Source organism: Vibrio sp. Vb0937 (assembly GCF_033338855.1).
In genome coordinates this window covers 11,653-30,829 of sequence record NZ_JAWOTK010000033.1, presented here as the reverse complement: position 1 = coordinate 30,829, position 19,177 = coordinate 11,653, and the positions used below count along the sequence as shown (strand labels likewise).

Here is a 19,177-nt window from a genome sequence, read left to right as displayed (position 1 = left end):
GTCTACGTTTCGCGATCCGTGAAGGTGGCCGTACAGTAGGTGCTGGTGTTGTTGCTAAGATCTTCGACTAATTCATAGCGAATTAGCGATGCTTTCGGAAAATCTTGAATTAGATTTGACGAACCAGTAGCAAAAAGGGCATCATTTGATGCCCTTTTTCTGCACTCAACATTATTTTTGCTGTTTTCTTGTTCAGAAGTGGGTTGGGCGCAGAGCAAGATAAAGCAAAGAGGCTTAATCTTAAGAAGAGTACGCTGATTTTTTCAGCGATATGGAGTTTGCCCTGCAACAGCGGGGTTGTTGTCGTCTATATTAAGACTTGTAACAGGTTGGTTTTATGAAAGCAAATAATGCTGAAACTCCTGATAGCTCAAACGCAGCAGATACGTTTAAGTGGGTAGCCGCTTTCGTATTGGCAGCTGCCGCTGTTGTGGGTAATTACCTGTATGGTGAAATGTCTGTAGTGGTTCGTGCTGCAGGCGTTGTTGTTCTTATTGCAGCTGCCTTAGGCGTTGCAGCAACAACGACTAAAGGTAAAGCAGCGATCAGTTTTGCAAAAGAATCTCGTATGGAAGTACGTAAAGTTGTTTGGCCTACTCGCCAAGAAACCATGCAAACAACACTGATCGTTTTAGCTGTAAGTATTGTAATGGCTCTAGTGCTATGGGGTATTGACGGAATTATGGTTCGTCTAGTAGCTCTAGCAACTGGGGTATAGAGGGTTTTTATTCATGAGTGAAGCTCCAAAAAAACGCTGGTATGTGGTTCAAGCCTTCTCTGGATTTGAAGGTCGTGTAGCTCAATCTCTGCGCGAGCATATCAAAATGCACGGCATGGAAGAGCTATTCGGTGAAGTACTGGTTCCTACTGAAGAAGTAGTGGAAATGCGCGCGGGTCAGCGTCGCAAATCTGAGCGTAAGTTCTTCCCAGGTTACGTCCTTGTTCAGATGATTATGAACGATGAATCATGGCACCTAGTACGCAGTGTGCCGCGTGTCATGGGCTTCATTGGTGGTACCTCAGACCGTCCGGCACCTATCACGGATAAAGAGGCTGACGCGATTCTTAATCGTCTTGAGAAAGCGAGTGAAGCGCCTCGTCCGCGTACAATGTACGAAGCGGGTGAAGTGGTACGTGTTAACGAAGGTCCATTTGCTGACTTCAACGGTACTGTTGAAGAAGTGGATTACGAGAAGAGCCGCCTGAAAGTGTCTGTATCGATCTTTGGTCGTGCGACACCAGTTGAGCTTGAATTTGGTCAGGTTGAAAAGCTGGACTAAGACTCTTCGTTAAAGAGTATAAAAAATCACCTTTTTAGGGTTGTATAAGGCGCGGATTATGACTATAATTTCGCGCCTTTTTACTTCAGGTGAAGTAAAAAGTTTCTTACACAAACGGGGAGCTGATCCGCGATTAGCGTTTGTACCCAAACTTAGGAATTATCATGGCTAAGAAAGTTGAAGCTTACATCAAGCTACAAGTTGCTGCTGGTATGGCTAACCCTAGTCCACCAGTAGGTCCTGCACTAGGTCAACACGGTGTGAACATCATGGAATTCTGTAAAGCGTTCAACGCAAAAACAGAATCTATTGAGAAAGGTCTACCAACTCCAGTAGTTATCACAGTATACAGCGACCGTTCTTTTACGTTCGTAACTAAGACTCCACCTGCTGCTGTTCTTCTTAAGAAAGCTGCTGGCGTTAAGTCTGGTTCAGGTCGTCCAAACACTGAAAAAGTTGGTACTGTAACTGACGCTCAAATCCAAGAAATCGCAGAAACTAAAGCTGCTGATATGACTGGTGCTGACATCGAAGCGATGAAGCGTTCTATCGCTGGTACTGCTCGTTCAATGGGCCTAGTGGTAGAGGGTTAATAAGATGGCAAAACTAACTAAGCGCATGCGCGTAATCCGCGAAAAAGTTGACGTAACTAAAGAATACGAAATCAACGAAGCTGTTGCTCTTCTTCAAGAACTAGCGACTGCTAAATTCGTTGAGTCTGTAGACGTTGCTGTTAACCTAGGCATTGATGCTCGTAAATCTGACCAGAACGTACGTGGTGCAACTGTACTACCTCACGGTACTGGCCGCGAAATCCGCGTTGCAGTGTTCACTCAAGGTGCTAACGCTGAAGCAGCTAAAGAAGCTGGCGCAGACATCGTAGGTATGGAAGATCTTGCTGAGCAAGTTAAGAAAGGCGAAATGAACTTTGACGTAGTTGTTGCTTCTCCAGATGCAATGCGCGTTGTAGGTCAACTAGGTACTATCCTAGGTCCTCGCGGTCTTATGCCAAACCCTAAAGTTGGTACTGTAACTCCTAACGTTGCTGAAGCAGTTAAAAACGCTAAAGCTGGTCAGGTTCGTTACCGTAACGACAAAAACGGCATCATCCACACTACTATCGGTAAAGCAAACTTCTCTGCTGAGCAGATCAAAGAGAACCTAGAAGCACTTCTAGTTGCTCTGAAGAAAGCTAAGCCATCTTCAGCGAAAGGTACTTTCCTGAAGAAAGTAAGCATCTCTACTACTATGGGTGCTGGTGTTGCTGTTGATCAGGCTAGCCTGAACACTCAAGCATAATTTATTTGCTTAGGCGCAAAATTAGTGTATAATTTTGCGCCTAATATTTGTGGTTGGGGCTGAACTTTGGTTCTTTGAACTGTCTCCTAGTTCGAAATGAATTAAGACCCAGTCTCCGTCCAAGACCGTAGGTGTTTGTGTAAAAGCAAACTTAATTATCCTACGTAGATGGTGCCCGAACTGACAGAAAGCTCTATGTAATATAGTTAACTTTCTTCTGGGGAAGCACCTCAATAGCTCTCACTGTCGTGATGATAGTGAGTGGTGTAACGACAACCAGGAGTAAATCCAAGATGGCTTTAAACCTTCAAGACAAAAAAGCAATTGTTGCTGAAGTCAACGAAGCTGCCAGTGGTGCACTTTCTGCAGTTGTAGCTGATTCTCGTGGCGTTCAAGTTGGCGCGATGACTTCTCTACGTAAACAAGCTCGTGAAGCTGGCGTTTACATGAGAGTTGTTCGTAACACTCTTGCTCGTCGTGCGGTTGAAGGTACTGAGTACGAGTGTCTAACTGACACTTTCACTGGTCCTACTCTAATCGCATTCTCTAATGAGCACCCAGGTGCTGCAGCGCGTCTTTTCAAAGACTTCGCTAAAGAGAACAAAGATTTCGAGATCAAAGCTGCTGCATTTGAAGGCGCTTTAACTGACGCTGAAGTACTAGCAACACTACCAACTTACGACGAAGCAATTGCACGCCTAATGATGTGCATGAAAGAAGCTTCGGCTGGCAAGCTGGCGCGTACTATCGCAGCTATCCGCGATCAAAAACAAGAAGCAGCGGCATAAGCCTTGCTTTTTACTGGTTGCTTAATAAACTTATTGTTGACTTAAAAGAGAATTGTTATGTCTATTACTAACGAGCAAATCCTAGACGCAGTTGCAGAAATGTCTGTAATGCAAGTTGTTGAACTAATCGAAGCAATGGAAGAGAAATTCGGTGTTTCTGCTGCTGCTGCTGTTGTAGCTGGCGGCGCTGCTGCAGGCGAAGCTGCTGCTGAGCAAACTGAATTCGACGTAATCCTAGAAGCTGCTGGCGGTAACAAAGTTGCTGTAATCAAAGCTGTACGTGGCGCAACTGGCCTAGGTCTTAAAGAAGCTAAAGCTCTAGTAGACGGCGCTCCAGCACCTCTTAAAGAAGGTGTTGAGAAAGCAGAAGCTGAAGCTCTTAAAGCTCAGCTAGAAGAAGCTGGTGCAACTGTTGCTGTTAAGTAATTATTGCATAGTTTCTTAGCCTAACGGCTAATTGGCTGGTGGTTTTTTAACCACCGGCCTTTTTGCGCTGTAGGGTATAGGCGAATTTTCCCGCTGTTTAAGCGCCTGATATCCATGCAAAAAACATTTCATTCTTACGAAATGAAATGCCACTACAGTAAACAGCTATATTAGTCACTGTCCCTTACCCCCCTTAAGTAACTAGGAGCGGGCGGACAGTTTGGGTCACTTATCAGCGAGCTGAGGAACCCCATGGTTTACTCTTATACCGAGAAAAAGCGCATCCGTAAGGACTTTGGTACTCGTCCACAAGTTTTGGACATTCCATACCTGCTATCGATCCAGCTCGATTCGTTCGACAAATTTATCGAACAGGATCCTGAAGGTCAATACGGTCTTGAAGCCGCTTTCCGTTCTGTATTCCCGATTCAGAGCTACAACGGCAATTCTGAGCTGCAATACGTTAGCTACCGTCTTGGTGAGCCAGTTTTTGACGTTAAAGAATGTCAAATTCGCGGTGTAACTTACTCAAAGCCACTACGTGTAAAACTACGCCTAGTTATCTTTGATAAAGACGCGCCAGCAGGTACTGTAAAAGACATTAAAGAACAAGAAGTCTACATGGGTGAAATTCCACTCATGACAGACAATGGTACCTTCGTAATCAACGGTACCGAGAGGGTTATCGTATCCCAGCTGCACCGAAGCCCAGGCGTGTTCTTCGACAGCGATAAGGGTAAGACCCACTCTTCAGGTAAAGTTTTATACAACGCACGTGTTATTCCTTACCGTGGTTCATGGCTTGATTTCGAGTTTGATCCTAAGGATAACTTGTACGTTCGTATCGACCGCCGTCGTAAGCTACCAGCATCGATCATCCTTCGAGCACTAGGTAAGTCGACAGAAGAAATCCTAGATATCTTCTTCGAGAAAGTGAACTTCGAAGTGAAAGACCAAACTCTATTGATGGAGTTGGTTCCGGATCGTCTACGTGGTGAAACTGCGTCATTCGACATCGAAGCAAATGGTAAAGTTTACGTTGAGCAAGGTCGTCGCGTAACAGCTCGTCATATCCGCCAACTAGAAAAAGATGGTGTTGATCACATCGAAGTACCAGTTGAGTACATCGTAGGTAAAGTTGCATCAAAAGATTACATCAATGAAGCAACAGGCGAGATCATTGTTAACGCTAACCAGGAAATCAGCCTGGAAGCACTAGCGAACCTATCTCAGGCAGGCCACAAAGCGCTAGAAGTTCTATTTACGAACGATCTAGACCACGGTCCATTCATGTCAGAAACATTACGTATCGACAGCACGGTTGATCGTATTTCTGCATTGGTAGAAATCTACCGCATGATGCGCCCTGGTGAGCCGCCAACAAAAGAAGCTGCAGAAGCTCTATTCGAAAGCCTATTCTTCTCTGAAGAGCGTTACGATCTATCGACTGTTGGTCGTATGAAGTTCAACAGCTCTATCGGCCGTGAAGATGCTCAAGAGCAAGGCACGCTTGATGAAACTGATATCATCGAAGTGATGAAGAAGCTGATCGCGATCCGTAACGGTAAGGGCGAAGTGGACGATATCGACCACCTAGGCAACCGTCGTATCCGTTCTGTAGGCGAAATGGCTGAGAACCAGTTCCGTGTAGGTCTAGTACGTGTTGAGCGTGCAGTTAAAGAGCGTCTAAGCCTAGGCGATCTTGACGCAATCATGCCTCAAGACTTGATCAACGCGAAGCCAATTTCTGCGGCAGTTAAAGAATTCTTTGGCTCTTCACAGCTTTCACAGTTCATGGACCAAAACAACCCGCTATCAGAAGTAACGCACAAGCGTCGTATTTCTGCATTGGGTCCTGGCGGTCTAACTCGTGAACGTGCTGGCTTCGAAGTACGTGACGTACACGTAACTCACTACGGTCGTCTATGTCCTATCGAAACGCCTGAAGGTCCAAACATCGGTCTGATCAACTCTCTATCTGCGTTTGCGCGTTGTAACGAGTACGGTTTCCTAGAGACACCATACCGTCGCGTTGTAGATGGTGTAGTAACAGACGAAGTAGATTACCTATCTGCAATCGAAGAAGGCCAATTCGTTATCGCACAGGCGAACGCTAAGCTAAACGAAGATGGTACTTTTGCAGATGAGCTGATCACAGCTCGTCAGAAAGGTGAATCTGGTCTACACCCTCGTGAGCACGCTCAGTACATGGACGTTGCGACAAACCAGGTTGTATCTATCGCTGCATCGCTTATCCCGTTCCTAGAACACGATGATGCGAACCGTGCATTGATGGGTGCGAACATGCAACGTCAGGCAGTTCCAACACTGAAAGCTGACAAACCGCTTGTTGGTACTGGTATTGAACGTAACGTAGCCGTTGACTCAGGTGTAACTGCAGTTGCTAAACGTGGTGGTGTAATCCAGTCAGTAGATGCTTCTCGTATCGTTGTTAAAGTTAACGAAGAAGAGCTAGTACCAGGTGAAGCTGGTATCGACATCTACAACCTGACTAAATACACACGTTCTAACCAGAACACATGTATTAACCAGCGCCCATGTGTGATGCCAGGTGAGCCTGTATCACGCGGTGACGTTCTTGCTGATGGCCCTTCAACAGACCTTGGTGAACTAGCGCTTGGTCAAAACATGCGTATCGCGTTCATGCCTTGGAACGGTTACAACTTCGAAGACTCGATCTTAGTATCTGAGCGCGTAGTTCAAGAAGACCGTTTCACGACTATCCACATCCAAGAACTGACTTGTGTGGCGCGTGATACTAAGCTTGGTTCTGAAGAGATCACAGCGGATATTCCAAACGTAGGTGAGTCTGCTCTGTCTAAACTAGACGAGTCAGGTATCGTTTACATCGGTGCTGAAGTTAAGGGTGGCGACATCCTAGTTGGTAAAGTTACACCTAAAGGTGAAACTCAGCTAACGCCTGAAGAGAAGCTACTACGTGCAATCTTCGGTGAAAAAGCATCTGACGTTAAAGATACTTCACTACGTGTGCCTAACTCTGTATCAGGTACGATCATCGACGTTCAAGTCTTTACTCGCGATGGCGTAGAGAAAGACAAGCGTGCGCTTGAAATCGAACAGATGCAGCTTAAAGAAGCGAAGAAAGACCTAACTGAAGAATTCCAGATTCTTGAGGGCGGCCTTCTAAACCGTGTTAAAGCTGTATTGATTGAAGGCGGTTACTCTGAAGCGAAACTAGACACAACTGATCGTAAGAAGTGGCTAGAACTAACGCTAGAAGATGACGCACTACAAACTCAGCTTGAGCAACTTGCTGAGCAGTGGGATGAGCTAAAAGCCGACTTTGATAAGAAGTTCGAAACTAAGCGTCGTAAGATCACTCAAGGTGATGATTTAGCACCTGGTGTACTGAAGATCGTTAAGGTTTACCTAGCGGTTAAACGTCGCATTCAGCCTGGTGATAAGATGGCGGGTCGTCACGGTAACAAGGGTGTAATCTCTAAGATCAACCCTGTTGAAGACATGCCATACGATGAGAAAGGTCAGCCTGTAGACATCGTACTTAACCCACTGGGTGTACCTTCGCGTATGAACATCGGTCAGATCCTAGAAGTACACTTAGGTCTGGCAGCGAAAGGTATCGGTGACAAGATCAACCAGATGGTTAAAGAGCAGCAAGAACTAGCGAAATTCCGCGAGTTCCTACAAAAAGTTTACGATCTAGGCGACACTCGCCAGAAAGTAGACATTGCTTCTCTATCTGATGATGAAGTACGTACTCTGATCAAGAACTTGCGTGGCGGTCTACCAATCGCGACTCCTGTATTTGATGGCGCTCCAGAAGAGTCAATCAAAGCACTTCTTGAGCTAGCAGATCTACCAACATCAGGTCAGTTAACACTGTTTGATGGTCGCACAGGTGATGCGTTTGAGCGTCCTGTAACTGTTGGTTACATGTACATGCTGAAACTGAACCACCTTGTTGATGACAAGATGCACGCTCGTTCAACTGGTTCGTACAGCCTAGTAACTCAGCAACCACTAGGTGGTAAAGCTCAGTTCGGTGGTCAGCGTTTCGGTGAGATGGAAGTATGGGCACTAGAAGCATACGGTGCTGCTTACACGCTACAAGAAATGCTAACGGTTAAGTCGGATGACGTTAACGGCCGTACTAAGATGTACAAGAACATCGTAGACGGTAACCACAGCATGGAACCTGGCATGCCAGAATCGTTCAACGTACTGTTGAAAGAGATCCGCTCGCTAGGTATCAACATCGAGCTAGAAGACGAAGAGTAATCCTTTTCTCTCTTGATGAAAGTCGAGAGAATCAAAGCGATTATTTGGAAGAAGGTGCTCACTTTAGCGAGTGAGCTCCTTTTAACTCCTTACAGGAGCTGATTGTGAAAGACTTATTAAACTTTCTAAAAGCACAGCATAAGACCGAAGAATTTGATGCAATCAAAATCGGTCTATCTTCACCAGACATGATCCGTTCATGGTCTTTCGGTGAAGTTAAAAAACCTGAAACGATCAACTATCGTACGTTCAAACCTGAACGCGATGGTCTGTTCTGTGCGCGTATCTTTGGTCCAGTTAAAGACTACGAATGTCTTTGTGGTAAGTACAAGCGCCTGAAGCACCGTGGTGTTATCTGTGAGAAGTGTGGTGTAGAAGTTACACAAACTAAAGTTCGTCGTGACCGTATGGGCCACATTGAACTGGCTTCACCAGTAGCTCACATCTGGTTCCTAAAATCGCTACCGTCTCGTATCGGTCTACTAATGGATATCCCTCTACGTGATATCGAACGCGTTCTGTACTTCGAAATGTACGTAGTAACAGAGCCTGGTATGACTGATCTAGAAAAAGGTCAGATGCTTACTGAAGAAGAGTATCTAGATCGTCTAGAAGAGTGGGGCGACGAGTTCACTGCTAAGATGGGTGCGGAAGCTATCAAGGACCTACTAGGTTCTATGGATATGCACGCTGAAGCAGAACAAATGCGTGAAGAGTTAGAGACAACAAACTCTGAAACTAAGCGTAAGAAAGTAACTAAGCGTCTTAAGCTGGTAGAAGCGTTCATCGCATCGGGTAACAACCCTGAGTGGATGATCCTAACTGTACTTCCAGTACTTCCGCCAGATCTACGTCCTCTAGTACCTCTAGATGGCGGCCGCTTTGCGACTTCTGATCTTAACGATCTATACCGTCGTGTGATCAACCGTAACAACCGTTTGAAGCGTCTTCTAGAGCTAGCGGCTCCGGACATCATCGTACGTAACGAAAAACGTATGCTGCAAGAGTCTGTTGATGCGCTACTAGATAACGGTCGTCGTGGTCGTGCGATCACAGGTTCTAACAAGCGTCCTCTGAAATCTCTTGCTGATATGATCAAGGGTAAACAAGGTCGTTTCCGTCAGAACCTTCTAGGTAAACGTGTAGACTACTCTGGCCGTTCTGTAATCACAGTAGGTCCATACCTGCGTCTACACCAGTGTGGTCTTCCTAAGAAGATGGCACTTGAGCTATTCAAACCATTCATCTACAGCAAGCTAGAGACTCGTGGTCTTGCGACTACAATCAAAGCTGCTAAGAAAATGGTAGAGCGTGAAGAAGCGGTCGTTTGGGATATCCTAGACGAAGTAATCCGTGAACACCCAGTACTATTGAACCGTGCACCGACACTTCACCGTCTAGGTATCCAGGCGTTCGAACCAGTACTGATCGAAGGTAAAGCGATTCAGCTACACCCACTTGTTTGTGCGGCGTACAACGCGGACTTCGATGGTGACCAAATGGCGGTTCACGTACCTCTAACTCTAGAGGCACAACTTGAAGCTCGTACTCTGATGATGTCGACAAACAACATTCTGTCGCCAGCGTCAGGTGATCCGATCATCGTACCTTCTCAGGACGTTGTATTGGGTCTGTACTACATGACTCGTGAAAAGATCAACGTGAAAGGTGAAGGCATGTACCTTTCTGGCCCAGAAGAGGCTGAGAAAGCATACCGCACTAAACAAGCTGAGCTTCACGCACGCGTTAAAGTACGTATTACAGAAACTGTTGTAGACGAAGACGGCAACAGCACTACAGAAACCAAGATGGTAGACACCACTGTTGGTCGTGCAATGCTATGGCAAATCGTGCCAGCTGGTCTACCGTACAGCATCGTTAACCAAAAGCTAGGTAAGAAGCAAATCTCTAACCTACTTAACGAGGCGTACCGTAAACTAGGTCTGAAAGACACAGTAATCTTCGCTGACCAAATCATGTACACAGGTTTCGCATACGCGGCACTTTCTGGTGTATCTGTTGGTATCGACGATATGGTTGTACCAGCAGCTAAGTACACTGAAATCGCAGAAGCGGAAGAAGAAGTACGTGAAATCCAGGAACAGTACCAATCAGGTCTTGTTACTGCGGGCGAACGCTACAACAAAGTTATCGATATCTGGGCATCGACCAACGACCGTGTTGCGAAAGCAATGATGGAAAACCTTTCATCTGAAACGGTAGTTAACCGTGACGGTGAAGAGGAACAACAAGAGTCATTCAACAGCATCTATATGATGGCGGACTCGGGCGCTCGTGGTTCTGCAGCACAGATTCGTCAGCTTGCGGGTATGCGTGGTCTGATGGCGCGTCCAGATGGTTCAATCATCGAAACGCCGATCACAGCGAACTTTAAAGAAGGTCTAAACGTACTTCAGTACTTTATCTCAACGCACGGTGCTCGTAAGGGTCTTGCGGATACGGCACTGAAAACAGCGAACTCGGGTTACCTAACTCGTCGTCTAGTAGACGTTGCTCAAGACGTTGTTGTAACTGAACATGACTGTGGCACTCACGAAGGTGTCGACATGATGCCTCACATCGAGGGTGGTGATGTTAAAGTTGCACTTTCTGAGCTTGCTCTTGGTCGTGTTGTTGCTGAAGACGTACTAAAACCTGGCACTGAAGACGTTCTTATTCCACGTAACACCCTGATCGATGAGAAGTGGTGTCAAATCATGGAAGAGAACTCAGTAGACAGCATGAAAGTGCGCTCTGTAGTAACGTGTGATTCTGACTTCGGTTGTTGTGCACAATGTTACGGTCGTGACCTAGCACGTGGTCACCTAGTGAACCAAGGTGAAGCAGTGGGTGTTATTGCTGCTCAGTCTATCGGTGAGCCAGGTACACAGCTAACGATGCGTACGTTCCACATCGGTGGTGCGGCATCGACAGCAGCGGCAGAGAACAGTGTTCAAGTTAAGAACAACGGTTCTATCAAGCTACACAACGCTAAATCTGTATTGGCTGATGACGGTAAGATCGTTATCACTTCTCGTGCGACAGAGTTAACTATCGTTGATGAGTTTGGTCGTACTAAAGAGAAGCACAAACTGCCTTACGGTACGCTACTAAGCAAAGGCGATGGTGATACAGTTCAAGCTGGCGAAACAGTTGCAAACTGGGAAGCGCACACACTACCTATCATTACTGAGGTAGCAGGTCGCATCCAGTTCGTAGATATGATCGACGGCGTAACAGTATCTCGTCAAACTGATGACCTAACTGGTCTATCTTCAAGCGAAGTAACTGACCCAGCAGCTCGCCCTTCAGCAGGTAAAGATATGCGTCCAGCTATCAAACTTGTTGACGAGCAAGGTAACGATGTAATGATCCCTGGTACTGATATGCCAGCTCACTACTTCCTACCTGGTAAAGCGATTGTGAACATCGAAGATGGCGCAGCAGTAGGTGTTGGTGCAACACTAGCACGTATTCCTCAGAAGTCTGGCGGTAACAAAGATATCACCGGTGGTCTTCCACGAGTTGCTGACCTATTTGAAGCACGTAAGCCGAAAGAGCCTGCAATCCTTGCTGAGCACACAGGTACTGTGAGCTTTGGTAAAGAGACGAAAGGTAAACGTCGCCTAGTGATCACACGTGAAAGCGGTGAAGCTTATGAAGAGATGATTCCTAAGCATCGTCAGTTGAACGTATTCGAAGGTGAAAAAGTTGAACGTGGTGACGTGATCGCAGATGGTCCAGAGTCTCCACATGACATCCTACGTCTACGTGGCGTACACGCGGTAACGCAGTACATTGCTAACGAAGTACAGGAAGTTTACCGTCTACAAGGCGTTAAGATTAACGATAAGCACATTGAAACTATCGTTCGTCAGATGCTACGTAAGTGTACTATTACTCACTCTGGTGACTCTGAGTTCCTACCTGGTGAGCAGATTGAATACTCACAAGTTAAGATTGCTAACCGTAACCTAGAAGCTGAAGGCAAAGAGCCTGCACGTTTCGAACGTGAACTACTAGGTATTACTAAAGCATCTCTAGCGACTGAGTCGTTTATCTCTGCGGCATCGTTCCAGGAGACAACTCGCGTACTAACAGAAGCAGCGGTTTCTGGTAAGCGTGATGACCTACGTGGTCTGAAAGAGAACGTAATTGTTGGTCGTCTGATCCCAGCTGGTACTGGTTTCGCATACCACCAAGAGCGTCAAGCTAAACGTTCTGAAGCGCAAGATGGTCCTTCTGCTGAGCAAGCAACGGATAACCTAGCGGCACTTCTAAACGCTGGTTTCTCTTCTGAAGAGTAAGTCATATAACGAGTAATCGTTAAAAGCTTAAGAAAAAGGCACCTTCGGGTGCCTTTTTAGTTTTTATACTACTTTGTTCTTCCGGTGGGATTTTCGATAAAGCTAGAAACAAAAAAGACCGACGATGATCGTCAGTCTTTTCTCTCACTCTATTTCTGAATGTTTGCAAATACTAAGCTCCAGGTGGCATAGACAGGCTTTCTGCGATTTGCTGTATCAGATAGTCCTCGACTTCAAAGCGAGTCTCAAGAATTTCCCCAATGAGACACATATCAGAATCGAAATCATTTAATTCATCATCTTCAGTCACTTCTGAGTACTTATCGTTAAAGTTCAATAATGGTTCAGTCGTTAGAACAATTTGACCATAGGTTTGATTGATCTCATTAGTCACGACAAAGCCGGTTGCTTTCCAACGGTCCATAACCATGTCATAAATTTTAAAGTGGCCTTCGGAGATGTAATCAACGAGATGCTGACAGAAATCCTGCAGTTCGGAAGGAGATGGGAGTTCAATAACATTGGTTTTCGAACAAGGTTGCAGCGCTGCAAGCTTACAATATTCAACAATCAGGGATTGTCGTGTCTCTAACCAGTGATCAATGACATCACTTGAGCCACCCCACTGGTCTTGTGTTTGTTTGAATTTTCTTAGCATGACCATGCCCTCATGATCTGATCGCCCATCGGCGAACGTATCCTTTGCAAAGCAAAGTTAGTAAAGTTATTACAAACTCTTGTCCTTACTAGAATTTAGAGTGCACATTTACTTAACGATAAACTCTAGTATGAAATTAGATTGCCAGTAAAATGAACGAACTTCAAGCAAAGGGATGGTGTAATGTTAAGAAAAGGTGATGTTAACCGCGCGATAAATGCATACTGGTGTGTTGTTGCAGGAAGTGAAATTTGGCTGGTGGATGGTGCTGTTCCCTTTGGGTCTGCAGAGCAGTTATCACTGCCAGTAACGAGTGCAAGACCCATTGGTGAGTATTCTGGTTCGCCCGTCATGTGGCTTACCTTGGCCGATTTAGAGCATGATCTACCTTTAGTATCCCTGCGTGACTGCCTGCATTTTCCTGAGCCATTATTTATGTTGTTAAGTAAAGCTGTGCAATATGGGCACATGACGCAAAGTTTGCGCTTTTGTCCACAGTGCGGAGGAAGAAACTTTCTTAATAATAACCAGTTAGCCATGCAGTGTGGTGAATGTCGCACCCTTCATTATCCTAGAATATTTCCGTGTATTATCGTTGCTGTACGTAAAGAAAATCAGATCTTATTAGCCCAACATCCAAGGCATCGAAATGGTATGTATACGGTTATTGCTGGCTTCTTAGAAGTCGGTGAGACATTAGAAGAGTGCGTGGCTCGAGAAATTCATGAAGAAACGGGAATTCTCGTTAAAAATATTCGTTACTTTGGCAGCCAGCCTTGGGCTTTCCCATCCAGTATGATGATGGGGTTTTTAGCTGACTATGAATCGGGAGAGTTAAGTCCAGACTACACTGAGCTGTCTGATGCACAATGGTTTGGTATCGACGAGATGCCGCCTGTTGCGCCTAAAGGAACGATTGCAAGAGCACTTATCGAGCAGACGCTGAAAGATATAGACACTAATTATCTGATAAATAGATAAAAAAAACCCTCCGAGAGGGAGGGGGTAAGTAAGATGTCGTTATGAGATGCTGAGTACTAAGTACTCAGTTTATAATTGTAGTTTTCGCTAGCGAACAAATTTTTAACACTGATACCGATTGGGTGCAAATTAAGCATTGATTTAAAAGTTAATAACTTGATCCAGGTTGCAAAGCACACAGCTATTGGACTTAAATCAGTGATAGAATACCCCCTTTCACAGAAAGCCTAACAGTTGGAATTACGGAATGACTGAATTAAAAAATGATCGTTATCTGCGTGCGCTTTTAAAAGAGCCGGTAGATTACACGCCAGTATGGATGATGCGCCAGGCAGGTCGTTACCTACCAGAATACAAAGCGACTCGTGCAGAAGCGGGTGATTTCATGTCTTTGTGTCGAAATGCAGAATTAGCATCCGAAGTGACACTTCAACCATTACGCCGTTTTCCTCTTGATGCCGCGATCTTATTCTCGGACATCTTAACGATTCCAGATGCAATGGGGCTTGGTTTGCGTTTTGCTGCGGGTGAAGGACCTGTTTTTGATAACCCAATTACATGCAAAGCCGACGTGGAAAAAATTGGTTTGCCAGATCCTGAAGGTGAACTGCAATACGTAATGAACGCAGTACGCCAGATCCGTAAAGACCTGAAGGGTGAAGTGCCGCTGATTGGTTTTTCTGGTAGCCCTTGGACTCTTGCGACGTACATGATCGAAGGTGGTAGCTCTAAAGCGTTTACCAAGATCAAGAAGATGATGTACGCGGAACCACAAACTCTGCACCTACTTCTAGATAAGCTGGCAGACAGCGTTATCGAGTACTTAAACGCGCAAATTAAAGCGGGTGCGCAATCGGTAATGGTATTTGACACATGGGGTGGCGTACTAACGCCTCGTGATTACAATCTGTTCTCACTGCAATACATGCACAAGATTGTAGATGGTCTGATTCGTGAAAACGACGGTCGTCGCGTGCCAGTCACACTGTTTACTAAGAATGGCGGCATGTGGCTTGAGCAAATCGCAGCAACGGGCTGTGATGCGGTTGGTCTAGACTGGACAATCAACATTGAAGACGCGAAAGCACGTATCGGTGATAAAGTGGCTCTGCAAGGTAACATGGACCCATCAATGCTTTACGCTTCACCAGAGCGTATCCGTGAAGAAGTCGCGGGTATTCTAGAAGGTTTTGGTGATGCAGGTACTGGTCATGTGTTCAACCTAGGTCACGGTATCCATTTGGATGTGCCGCCAGAAAACGCGGGCGTATTTGTGGAAGCGGTACACGAGCTATCTAAGCCATACCACAAGTAAGTTAGATCTTTTGAAATCAAATGCCGGCATTCAGTGCCGGTATTTTTTTACCTAAAATTCAGTTCTTCTATCTGAGACTCAAGGCTGTACAGCTCTAGTAGTATTTGGCCTACTATGATCTAATTACTACTCTAGCTGTACATTAGACATTAAAATTTAATATAAACAAATACTTATGACTTCGGCTTTTATGTTCTAATTTTCTTGTACAGATAAACAAGCAATTAGAGCATGGGTAACCTAAAGCATCGAGTGAACGCGTTTTTTAAGGTATGGCACGACGTCAGATTCAAACCAAGGGTTCTTCTTTAACCACAATGTATTGCGTGGAGATGGGTGAGGGAGCGGGATAAAGTCCGGTTCCCAATCTTGCCATTGCTGAACAGTTTGCGTGAGCGTCTTTGGTTTGTTGGTGAGATAGTACTGCTGCGAGTACTGACCAATTAGTAGAGTGAGCTCTATATTGGGCAGTTGCTCAAGAATCTTTTTATGCCAAGTGGGCGCACATTCTTTACGAGGCGGTAAATCACCAGAGTTCCCTTTGCCTGGATAACAGAATCCCATTGGGACAATGGCAATTTTATTTGGGTCGTAGAAAACGTCTTTGTCGATATCGAGCCATTGGCGTAATCGATCACCACTTGGGTCATTCCAAGGTATCGAGGTTTTGTGTACACGTGTGCCAGGGGCCTGACCGATGATTAGGATGCGTGCCCCTTTTGCTGCTTGCACGACAGGGTTTGCACCCAAAGGTAAGTTATCCGCGCAGATCTGGCAGGCCCTCACTTGCTGCAATAGCTCGTCTAACGACATTCTTAGTAACCCTTTTCGAAATCCACTTGATAATTTAATGAAAACCCATCGCGCCAGCGTAGATAGTTGTCAGCAAAAATCTCGATGACTTGCTCGGGAAAACTCAGCGCAGCAATGTGTGGAGTGATGGTGACTTGCGGTAGTTTCCAAAATGGATGCTCTACCGACAACGGTTCTTGCTCAAACACATCTAAGAAGGCGTGTTCTACCCAACGGTTTTTCAGAGCGAAGAGCAACCCTGCCTCATCCAGTACGTCGCCACGACCTACGTTAAACAATAACGCCTGATTTAGTTGGCTGAGCGTTTGACGATTAAGTAACTGTCGCGTCTCAGGTGTACTTGGTAGAGTATTCACAACGATGTCGGCTTGCTCAAATGCCTTACTTAGTTCATTGATATGAAAGGTCTGATGAAACTCGCCGCCTGGAGTAGGGATACCTGTGCGGTTAATACCGATAGTTTTTATCCCCATTGCTTTAGCGGCGTTGCCCAGATAGCCCCCAATGCTACCGGTACCAAGAATTACCATGGTTTTACTTTTTAATGACGTGTACAGGTGAGGCTGCCATTGTTTGTTTTGTTGCTGCTGGTGGTATCGGGCAAAGTGGCGGTAATGGGCAATACTGTAACCCAAAACATATTCAGCAATCAGTGGACCAAAGATGCCTCGAACGTTAGTTAGAGTATAGTCCTGACGAAGGCTAGGGGATGTTAAGGCGTTGACACCAGCAAATGTGGATTGTACCCATTCAAGCTGTGAAAACTCGTCTAAGCTTTGTGATAGTAAGGGTGGATCCGCTAGTACGATCTGAGCGGCTTCTGGTTGGTCGGTGAGGCAAAGATCGGGCAGATTTTTCTCTGCCAGTAACGTTTTGTAGGTGTCGCGATGCTCTGAGAGCAGGAAAATCTGATTTGAATGCGGCATTAACTTTTTTCCCTGTGATGAATCAAGTACACTTTCGCTGTTTTTTTCTTCAATGATTGAGTGACTATGCTTAAGAATCCTCTTCAGGTTCGTTTAGAAAAACTAGAACCTTGGCAACAAATTACCTTTATGGCGTGTCTGTGTGAACGCATGTATCCAAACTATGCGATGTTTTGTGAGAATACAGAATTTGCTGACCCGCGTGCTTACCGAGCGATTCTTGATAGTGTATGGGAAATTTTGACAGTTAAGAACGCGAAAATTAACTTCGAACGTCAATTGGAGAAGTTAGAAGAGTTGTTCCCAAGTGCGGATGAGTTCGATTTTTACGGCGTTTACCCAGCGATGGACGCGTGTCAGGGTTTGTCTACGTTACTGCATGGTCTATTGGACCGCGACTACCTTTTCGATTCAATGCTTAAAGTGAGTCAACAGTCGGTACAAACCGTTGCTGATCTAGAGCAAGCACAAGGCGCAGAGCCAATCACTAACGACAACCAGAAAGAAAACGAAGCCGTATGTGAAGAGTGGGACGTCCAGTGGGCTATCTTCCGTCCGCTGCGTGAAGCGGTAGAACGTGACATCAGCTTGATTAAAGATTTGCGTGAAGAGCTACGTGAAGAAGGTGTGAGCAACATCGGTATTGCGCTTTAATTGTTGAATAAATAGAAAAAGGCATCCTAACTGGATGCCTTTTTTGTTTGTGCGTTTAAGCTGTTATACCTAATGCTGATTACGATTCTTTCGAGTCGGGTTTCGGTGGCTCTTGAGCTTCTGGCTCTTTATCCTGCTTCTCCGGCTCATTATCTTCTTCATCGTCATCGCGGCTTTCGATTACGCCGTGCATTTCTTTCCAGCTTTCCCAGCGTTGGTAAGCCAGCTCCTGCATGTCAGTGCTTTTATCTGCTTCGTCGATGATCTCCTCGCCTACGAGGTGTTCAAAAATATCTTCCAACGTTACCAAACCTAGCACGGTACCGTATTCATCAACAACAAGTGCCAGCTGTAAGCGATGAGTCATCATCTGGTCGAATACTTTAGGTAAAGTGGTATTGTTTAGCACCACTTGAATTGGGCGCATGATTGCTCCCAACTGTTTCTGTCCACAACCTGATTGTTGTAGTTTGAACAACTCAAGGCGATGCACAAAACCTATGATGTTATCTTTCTGCTCGCTGTAAACCAATGGGCGTGAGAAAGGCGTATCTTTGTGTTTTTCTAGGAACTCATTGATGGTCATTGTGGCATCGACACGGAATACTACTGGTCGTGGCGTCATAACCTGCGTTACGGGTACATCTTGGATGCCAAGCAAGTTGCTTAAGATTTTTGATTCACCCTCGGCAAACTCACCGCTTTCACGTGCCAGAATCGCCATTGCAGACAGCTCATCACGCATCTTCGGAGCTTCGTGGTTACGAGCAAGACGCTTGGTGATTTGCTCTGAGAACCAAACAAAGGGTGTAAGCGCCCATACCATCCAACGCAATGCGACCGCGGCAGTGGGTGCCAACTGACGCCAGTAGGTCGCGCCAATCGTCTTCGGTACGATTTCTGAAAGCACTAAGATCGCCAATGTCAGCACTGCCGAAAAGATACCTAATGCTTCGCTACCAAATACAACCGCAGCTTGTGCACCAGCAGTGGCCGCGCCGATAGTGTGAGCGATGGTGTTTAAAGTCAGAATAGATGCCAGTGGTCGGTCGATATCTGATTTCAGCTTAGCCAATTGCCCAGCTGCGGGATGCCCCTGTTGATTGAGCTGCGCAATGTAGCTCGGACTGATACTCAGCAGTACCGCCTCCAGCACCGAACAGATAAACGAAATGCCGATTGCAATAGAGATATAAATGGATAACAGCAGCATAGTTGCCCTTGAATGTAGTTTGATAGTGGTTATTTGCAGCTATTATAACCGCAAAAGTGACTTATAAATTGGTCCAAATACCTTGGAAAGCAAGGGTTTTCAGGGGGTATGTGGTAACAAATTGTGAGTTATTACTCATATTATGGCTAAAAGTACGTCAGAAAATCGAAAGATCGCTTACAAACCTTTGCCAGATGGGGCATTTATGTTTTAGAGTGAGACGAATTCGATAACCT

General features: G+C 45.6%; 15 protein-coding genes and 1 pseudogene. 12 read left to right on the top strand and 4 right to left on the bottom strand.

What is annotated here, in order from left to right; genetic code table 11:
- From R7P67_RS21185 to rpoC, 9 genes and pseudogenes are all read left to right on the top strand, one after another.
- Positions 1–71 (top strand): annotated as a pseudogene (locus R7P67_RS21185) (elongation factor Tu); the annotation flags it as partial.
- A 266-nt stretch (positions 72–337) separates the two neighbouring features.
- A complete protein-coding gene (gene secE, locus R7P67_RS21180; RefSeq protein ID WP_005384680.1) occupies positions 338–718 on the top strand; it encodes a preprotein translocase subunit SecE in 381 nt (126 codons plus the stop codon).
- 13 nt (positions 719–731) lie between these two features.
- Positions 732–1,280 carry a transcription termination/antitermination protein NusG gene (gene nusG, locus R7P67_RS21175; RefSeq protein WP_005384681.1) on the top strand — a complete coding sequence of 183 codons (549 nt, stop codon included), beginning with the start codon at positions 732–734 and terminating at the stop codon, positions 1,278–1,280.
- Between the two features lie 164 nt (positions 1,281–1,444).
- A complete protein-coding gene (rplK, locus tag R7P67_RS21170; protein WP_005384682.1) occupies positions 1,445–1,873 on the top strand; it encodes a 50S ribosomal protein L11 in 429 nt (142 codons plus the stop codon).
- Positions 1,874–1,877: 4 nt separating this feature from the next.
- The gene (rplA, locus tag R7P67_RS21165) at positions 1,878–2,579 is read left to right on the top strand and encodes a 50S ribosomal protein L1 (RefSeq protein ID WP_005384683.1); all 702 of its coding nucleotides are present in this window, start codon (positions 1,878–1,880) and stop codon (positions 2,577–2,579) included.
- Positions 2,580–2,872: 293 nt separating this feature from the next.
- Positions 2,873–3,367, top strand: a complete 495-nt coding sequence (gene rplJ, locus R7P67_RS21160; RefSeq protein ID WP_005382538.1) for a 50S ribosomal protein L10 — start codon at positions 2,873–2,875, stop codon at positions 3,365–3,367.
- Positions 3,368–3,424: 57 nt separating this feature from the next.
- Positions 3,425–3,793: a 50S ribosomal protein L7/L12 gene (gene rplL / locus R7P67_RS21155; RefSeq protein WP_005382540.1), complete on the top strand. Its 369-nt coding sequence runs from the start codon at positions 3,425–3,427 to the stop codon at positions 3,791–3,793.
- 252 nt (positions 3,794–4,045) lie between these two features.
- Positions 4,046–8,074, top strand: coding sequence for a DNA-directed RNA polymerase subunit beta (gene rpoB / locus R7P67_RS21150; RefSeq protein WP_005384685.1), 4,029 nt, complete (start codon positions 4,046–4,048; stop codon positions 8,072–8,074).
- 104 nt (positions 8,075–8,178) lie between these two features.
- The gene (gene rpoC / locus R7P67_RS21145; RefSeq protein ID WP_005382514.1) at positions 8,179–12,381 is read left to right on the top strand and encodes a DNA-directed RNA polymerase subunit beta'; all 4,203 of its coding nucleotides are present in this window, start codon (positions 8,179–8,181) and stop codon (positions 12,379–12,381) included.
- Between the two features lie 172 nt (positions 12,382–12,553).
- Here rpoC and R7P67_RS21140 read toward each other — a convergent pair whose 3' ends face one another.
- Positions 12,554–13,045 carry an Rsd/AlgQ family anti-sigma factor gene (locus R7P67_RS21140; RefSeq protein WP_005382515.1) on the bottom strand — a complete coding sequence of 164 codons (492 nt, stop codon included), beginning with the start codon at positions 13,043–13,045 and terminating at the stop codon, positions 12,554–12,556.
- Between the two features lie 177 nt (positions 13,046–13,222).
- Here R7P67_RS21140 and nudC point away from each other — a divergent pair, with 177 nt between their 5' ends.
- Both nudC and hemE read left to right on the top strand, forming a co-directional pair.
- Positions 13,223–14,020, top strand: coding sequence for an NAD(+) diphosphatase (gene nudC / locus R7P67_RS21135; RefSeq protein ID WP_239932456.1), 798 nt, complete (start codon positions 13,223–13,225; stop codon positions 14,018–14,020).
- 247 nt (positions 14,021–14,267) lie between these two features.
- Complete coding sequence (gene hemE, locus R7P67_RS21130; protein WP_239932455.1) at positions 14,268–15,335, top strand: uroporphyrinogen decarboxylase; 1,068 nt, start codon at positions 14,268–14,270, stop codon at positions 15,333–15,335.
- Positions 15,336–15,575: 240 nt separating this feature from the next.
- Here the strand turns inward: hemE and R7P67_RS21125 are convergent, their stop codons facing one another.
- On the bottom strand, positions 15,576–16,148 hold the full coding sequence (locus R7P67_RS21125; RefSeq protein ID WP_005382518.1) for a uracil-DNA glycosylase family protein: 573 nt from the start codon (positions 16,146–16,148) through the stop codon (positions 15,576–15,578).
- 2 nt (positions 16,149–16,150) lie between these two features.
- Complete coding sequence (locus R7P67_RS21120; protein WP_005382519.1) at positions 16,151–17,074, bottom strand: D-2-hydroxyacid dehydrogenase; 924 nt, start codon at positions 17,072–17,074, stop codon at positions 16,151–16,153.
- Between the two features lie 66 nt (positions 17,075–17,140).
- On the opposite strand from R7P67_RS21120, the gene R7P67_RS21115 reads away from it, so the two are divergent.
- The gene (locus tag R7P67_RS21115) at positions 17,141–17,728 is read left to right on the top strand and encodes a YjaG family protein (protein WP_005382520.1); all 588 of its coding nucleotides are present in this window, start codon (positions 17,141–17,143) and stop codon (positions 17,726–17,728) included.
- Between the two features lie 79 nt (positions 17,729–17,807).
- Here R7P67_RS21115 and R7P67_RS21110 read toward each other — a convergent pair whose 3' ends face one another.
- Positions 17,808–18,941: a hemolysin family protein gene (locus R7P67_RS21110; protein ID WP_005382522.1), complete on the bottom strand. Its 1,134-nt coding sequence runs from the start codon at positions 18,939–18,941 to the stop codon at positions 17,808–17,810.
- Positions 18,942–19,177: the final 236 nt, after the last annotated feature.

What these genes read in the sequence shown, in the direction of transcription:
- rplJ (WP_005382538.1), top strand. Translation starts at nt 2,873, where the DNA reads ATGGCTTTAAACCTTCAAGACAAAAAAGCAATTGTTGCTGAAGTCAAC.
- R7P67_RS21115 (WP_005382520.1), top strand. Translation starts at nt 17,141, where the DNA reads ATGCTTAAGAATCCTCTTCAGGTTCGTTTAGAAAAACTAGAACCTTGG.
- R7P67_RS21110 (WP_005382522.1), bottom strand. Translation starts at nt 18,941, where the DNA reads ATGCTGCTGTTATCCATTTATATCTCTATTGCAATCGGCATTTCGTTT.
- nusG (WP_005384681.1), top strand. Translation starts at nt 732, where the DNA reads ATGAGTGAAGCTCCAAAAAAACGCTGGTATGTGGTTCAAGCCTTCTCT.
- nudC (WP_239932456.1), top strand. Translation starts at nt 13,223, where the DNA reads ATGTTAAGAAAAGGTGATGTTAACCGCGCGATAAATGCATACTGGTGT.
- rplL (WP_005382540.1), top strand. Translation starts at nt 3,425, where the DNA reads ATGTCTATTACTAACGAGCAAATCCTAGACGCAGTTGCAGAAATGTCT.
- R7P67_RS21120 (WP_005382519.1), bottom strand. Translation starts at nt 17,074, where the DNA reads ATGCCGCATTCAAATCAGATTTTCCTGCTCTCAGAGCATCGCGACACC.
- hemE (WP_239932455.1), top strand. Translation starts at nt 14,268, where the DNA reads ATGACTGAATTAAAAAATGATCGTTATCTGCGTGCGCTTTTAAAAGAG.
- R7P67_RS21125 (WP_005382518.1), bottom strand. Translation starts at nt 16,148, where the DNA reads ATGTCGTTAGACGAGCTATTGCAGCAAGTGAGGGCCTGCCAGATCTGC.
- R7P67_RS21140 (WP_005382515.1), bottom strand. Translation starts at nt 13,045, where the DNA reads ATGGTCATGCTAAGAAAATTCAAACAAACACAAGACCAGTGGGGTGGC.
- rplA (WP_005384683.1), top strand. Translation starts at nt 1,878, where the DNA reads ATGGCAAAACTAACTAAGCGCATGCGCGTAATCCGCGAAAAAGTTGAC.
- secE (WP_005384680.1), top strand. Translation starts at nt 338, where the DNA reads ATGAAAGCAAATAATGCTGAAACTCCTGATAGCTCAAACGCAGCAGAT.
- rpoB (WP_005384685.1), top strand. Translation starts at nt 4,046, where the DNA reads ATGGTTTACTCTTATACCGAGAAAAAGCGCATCCGTAAGGACTTTGGT.
- rplK (WP_005384682.1), top strand. Translation starts at nt 1,445, where the DNA reads ATGGCTAAGAAAGTTGAAGCTTACATCAAGCTACAAGTTGCTGCTGGT.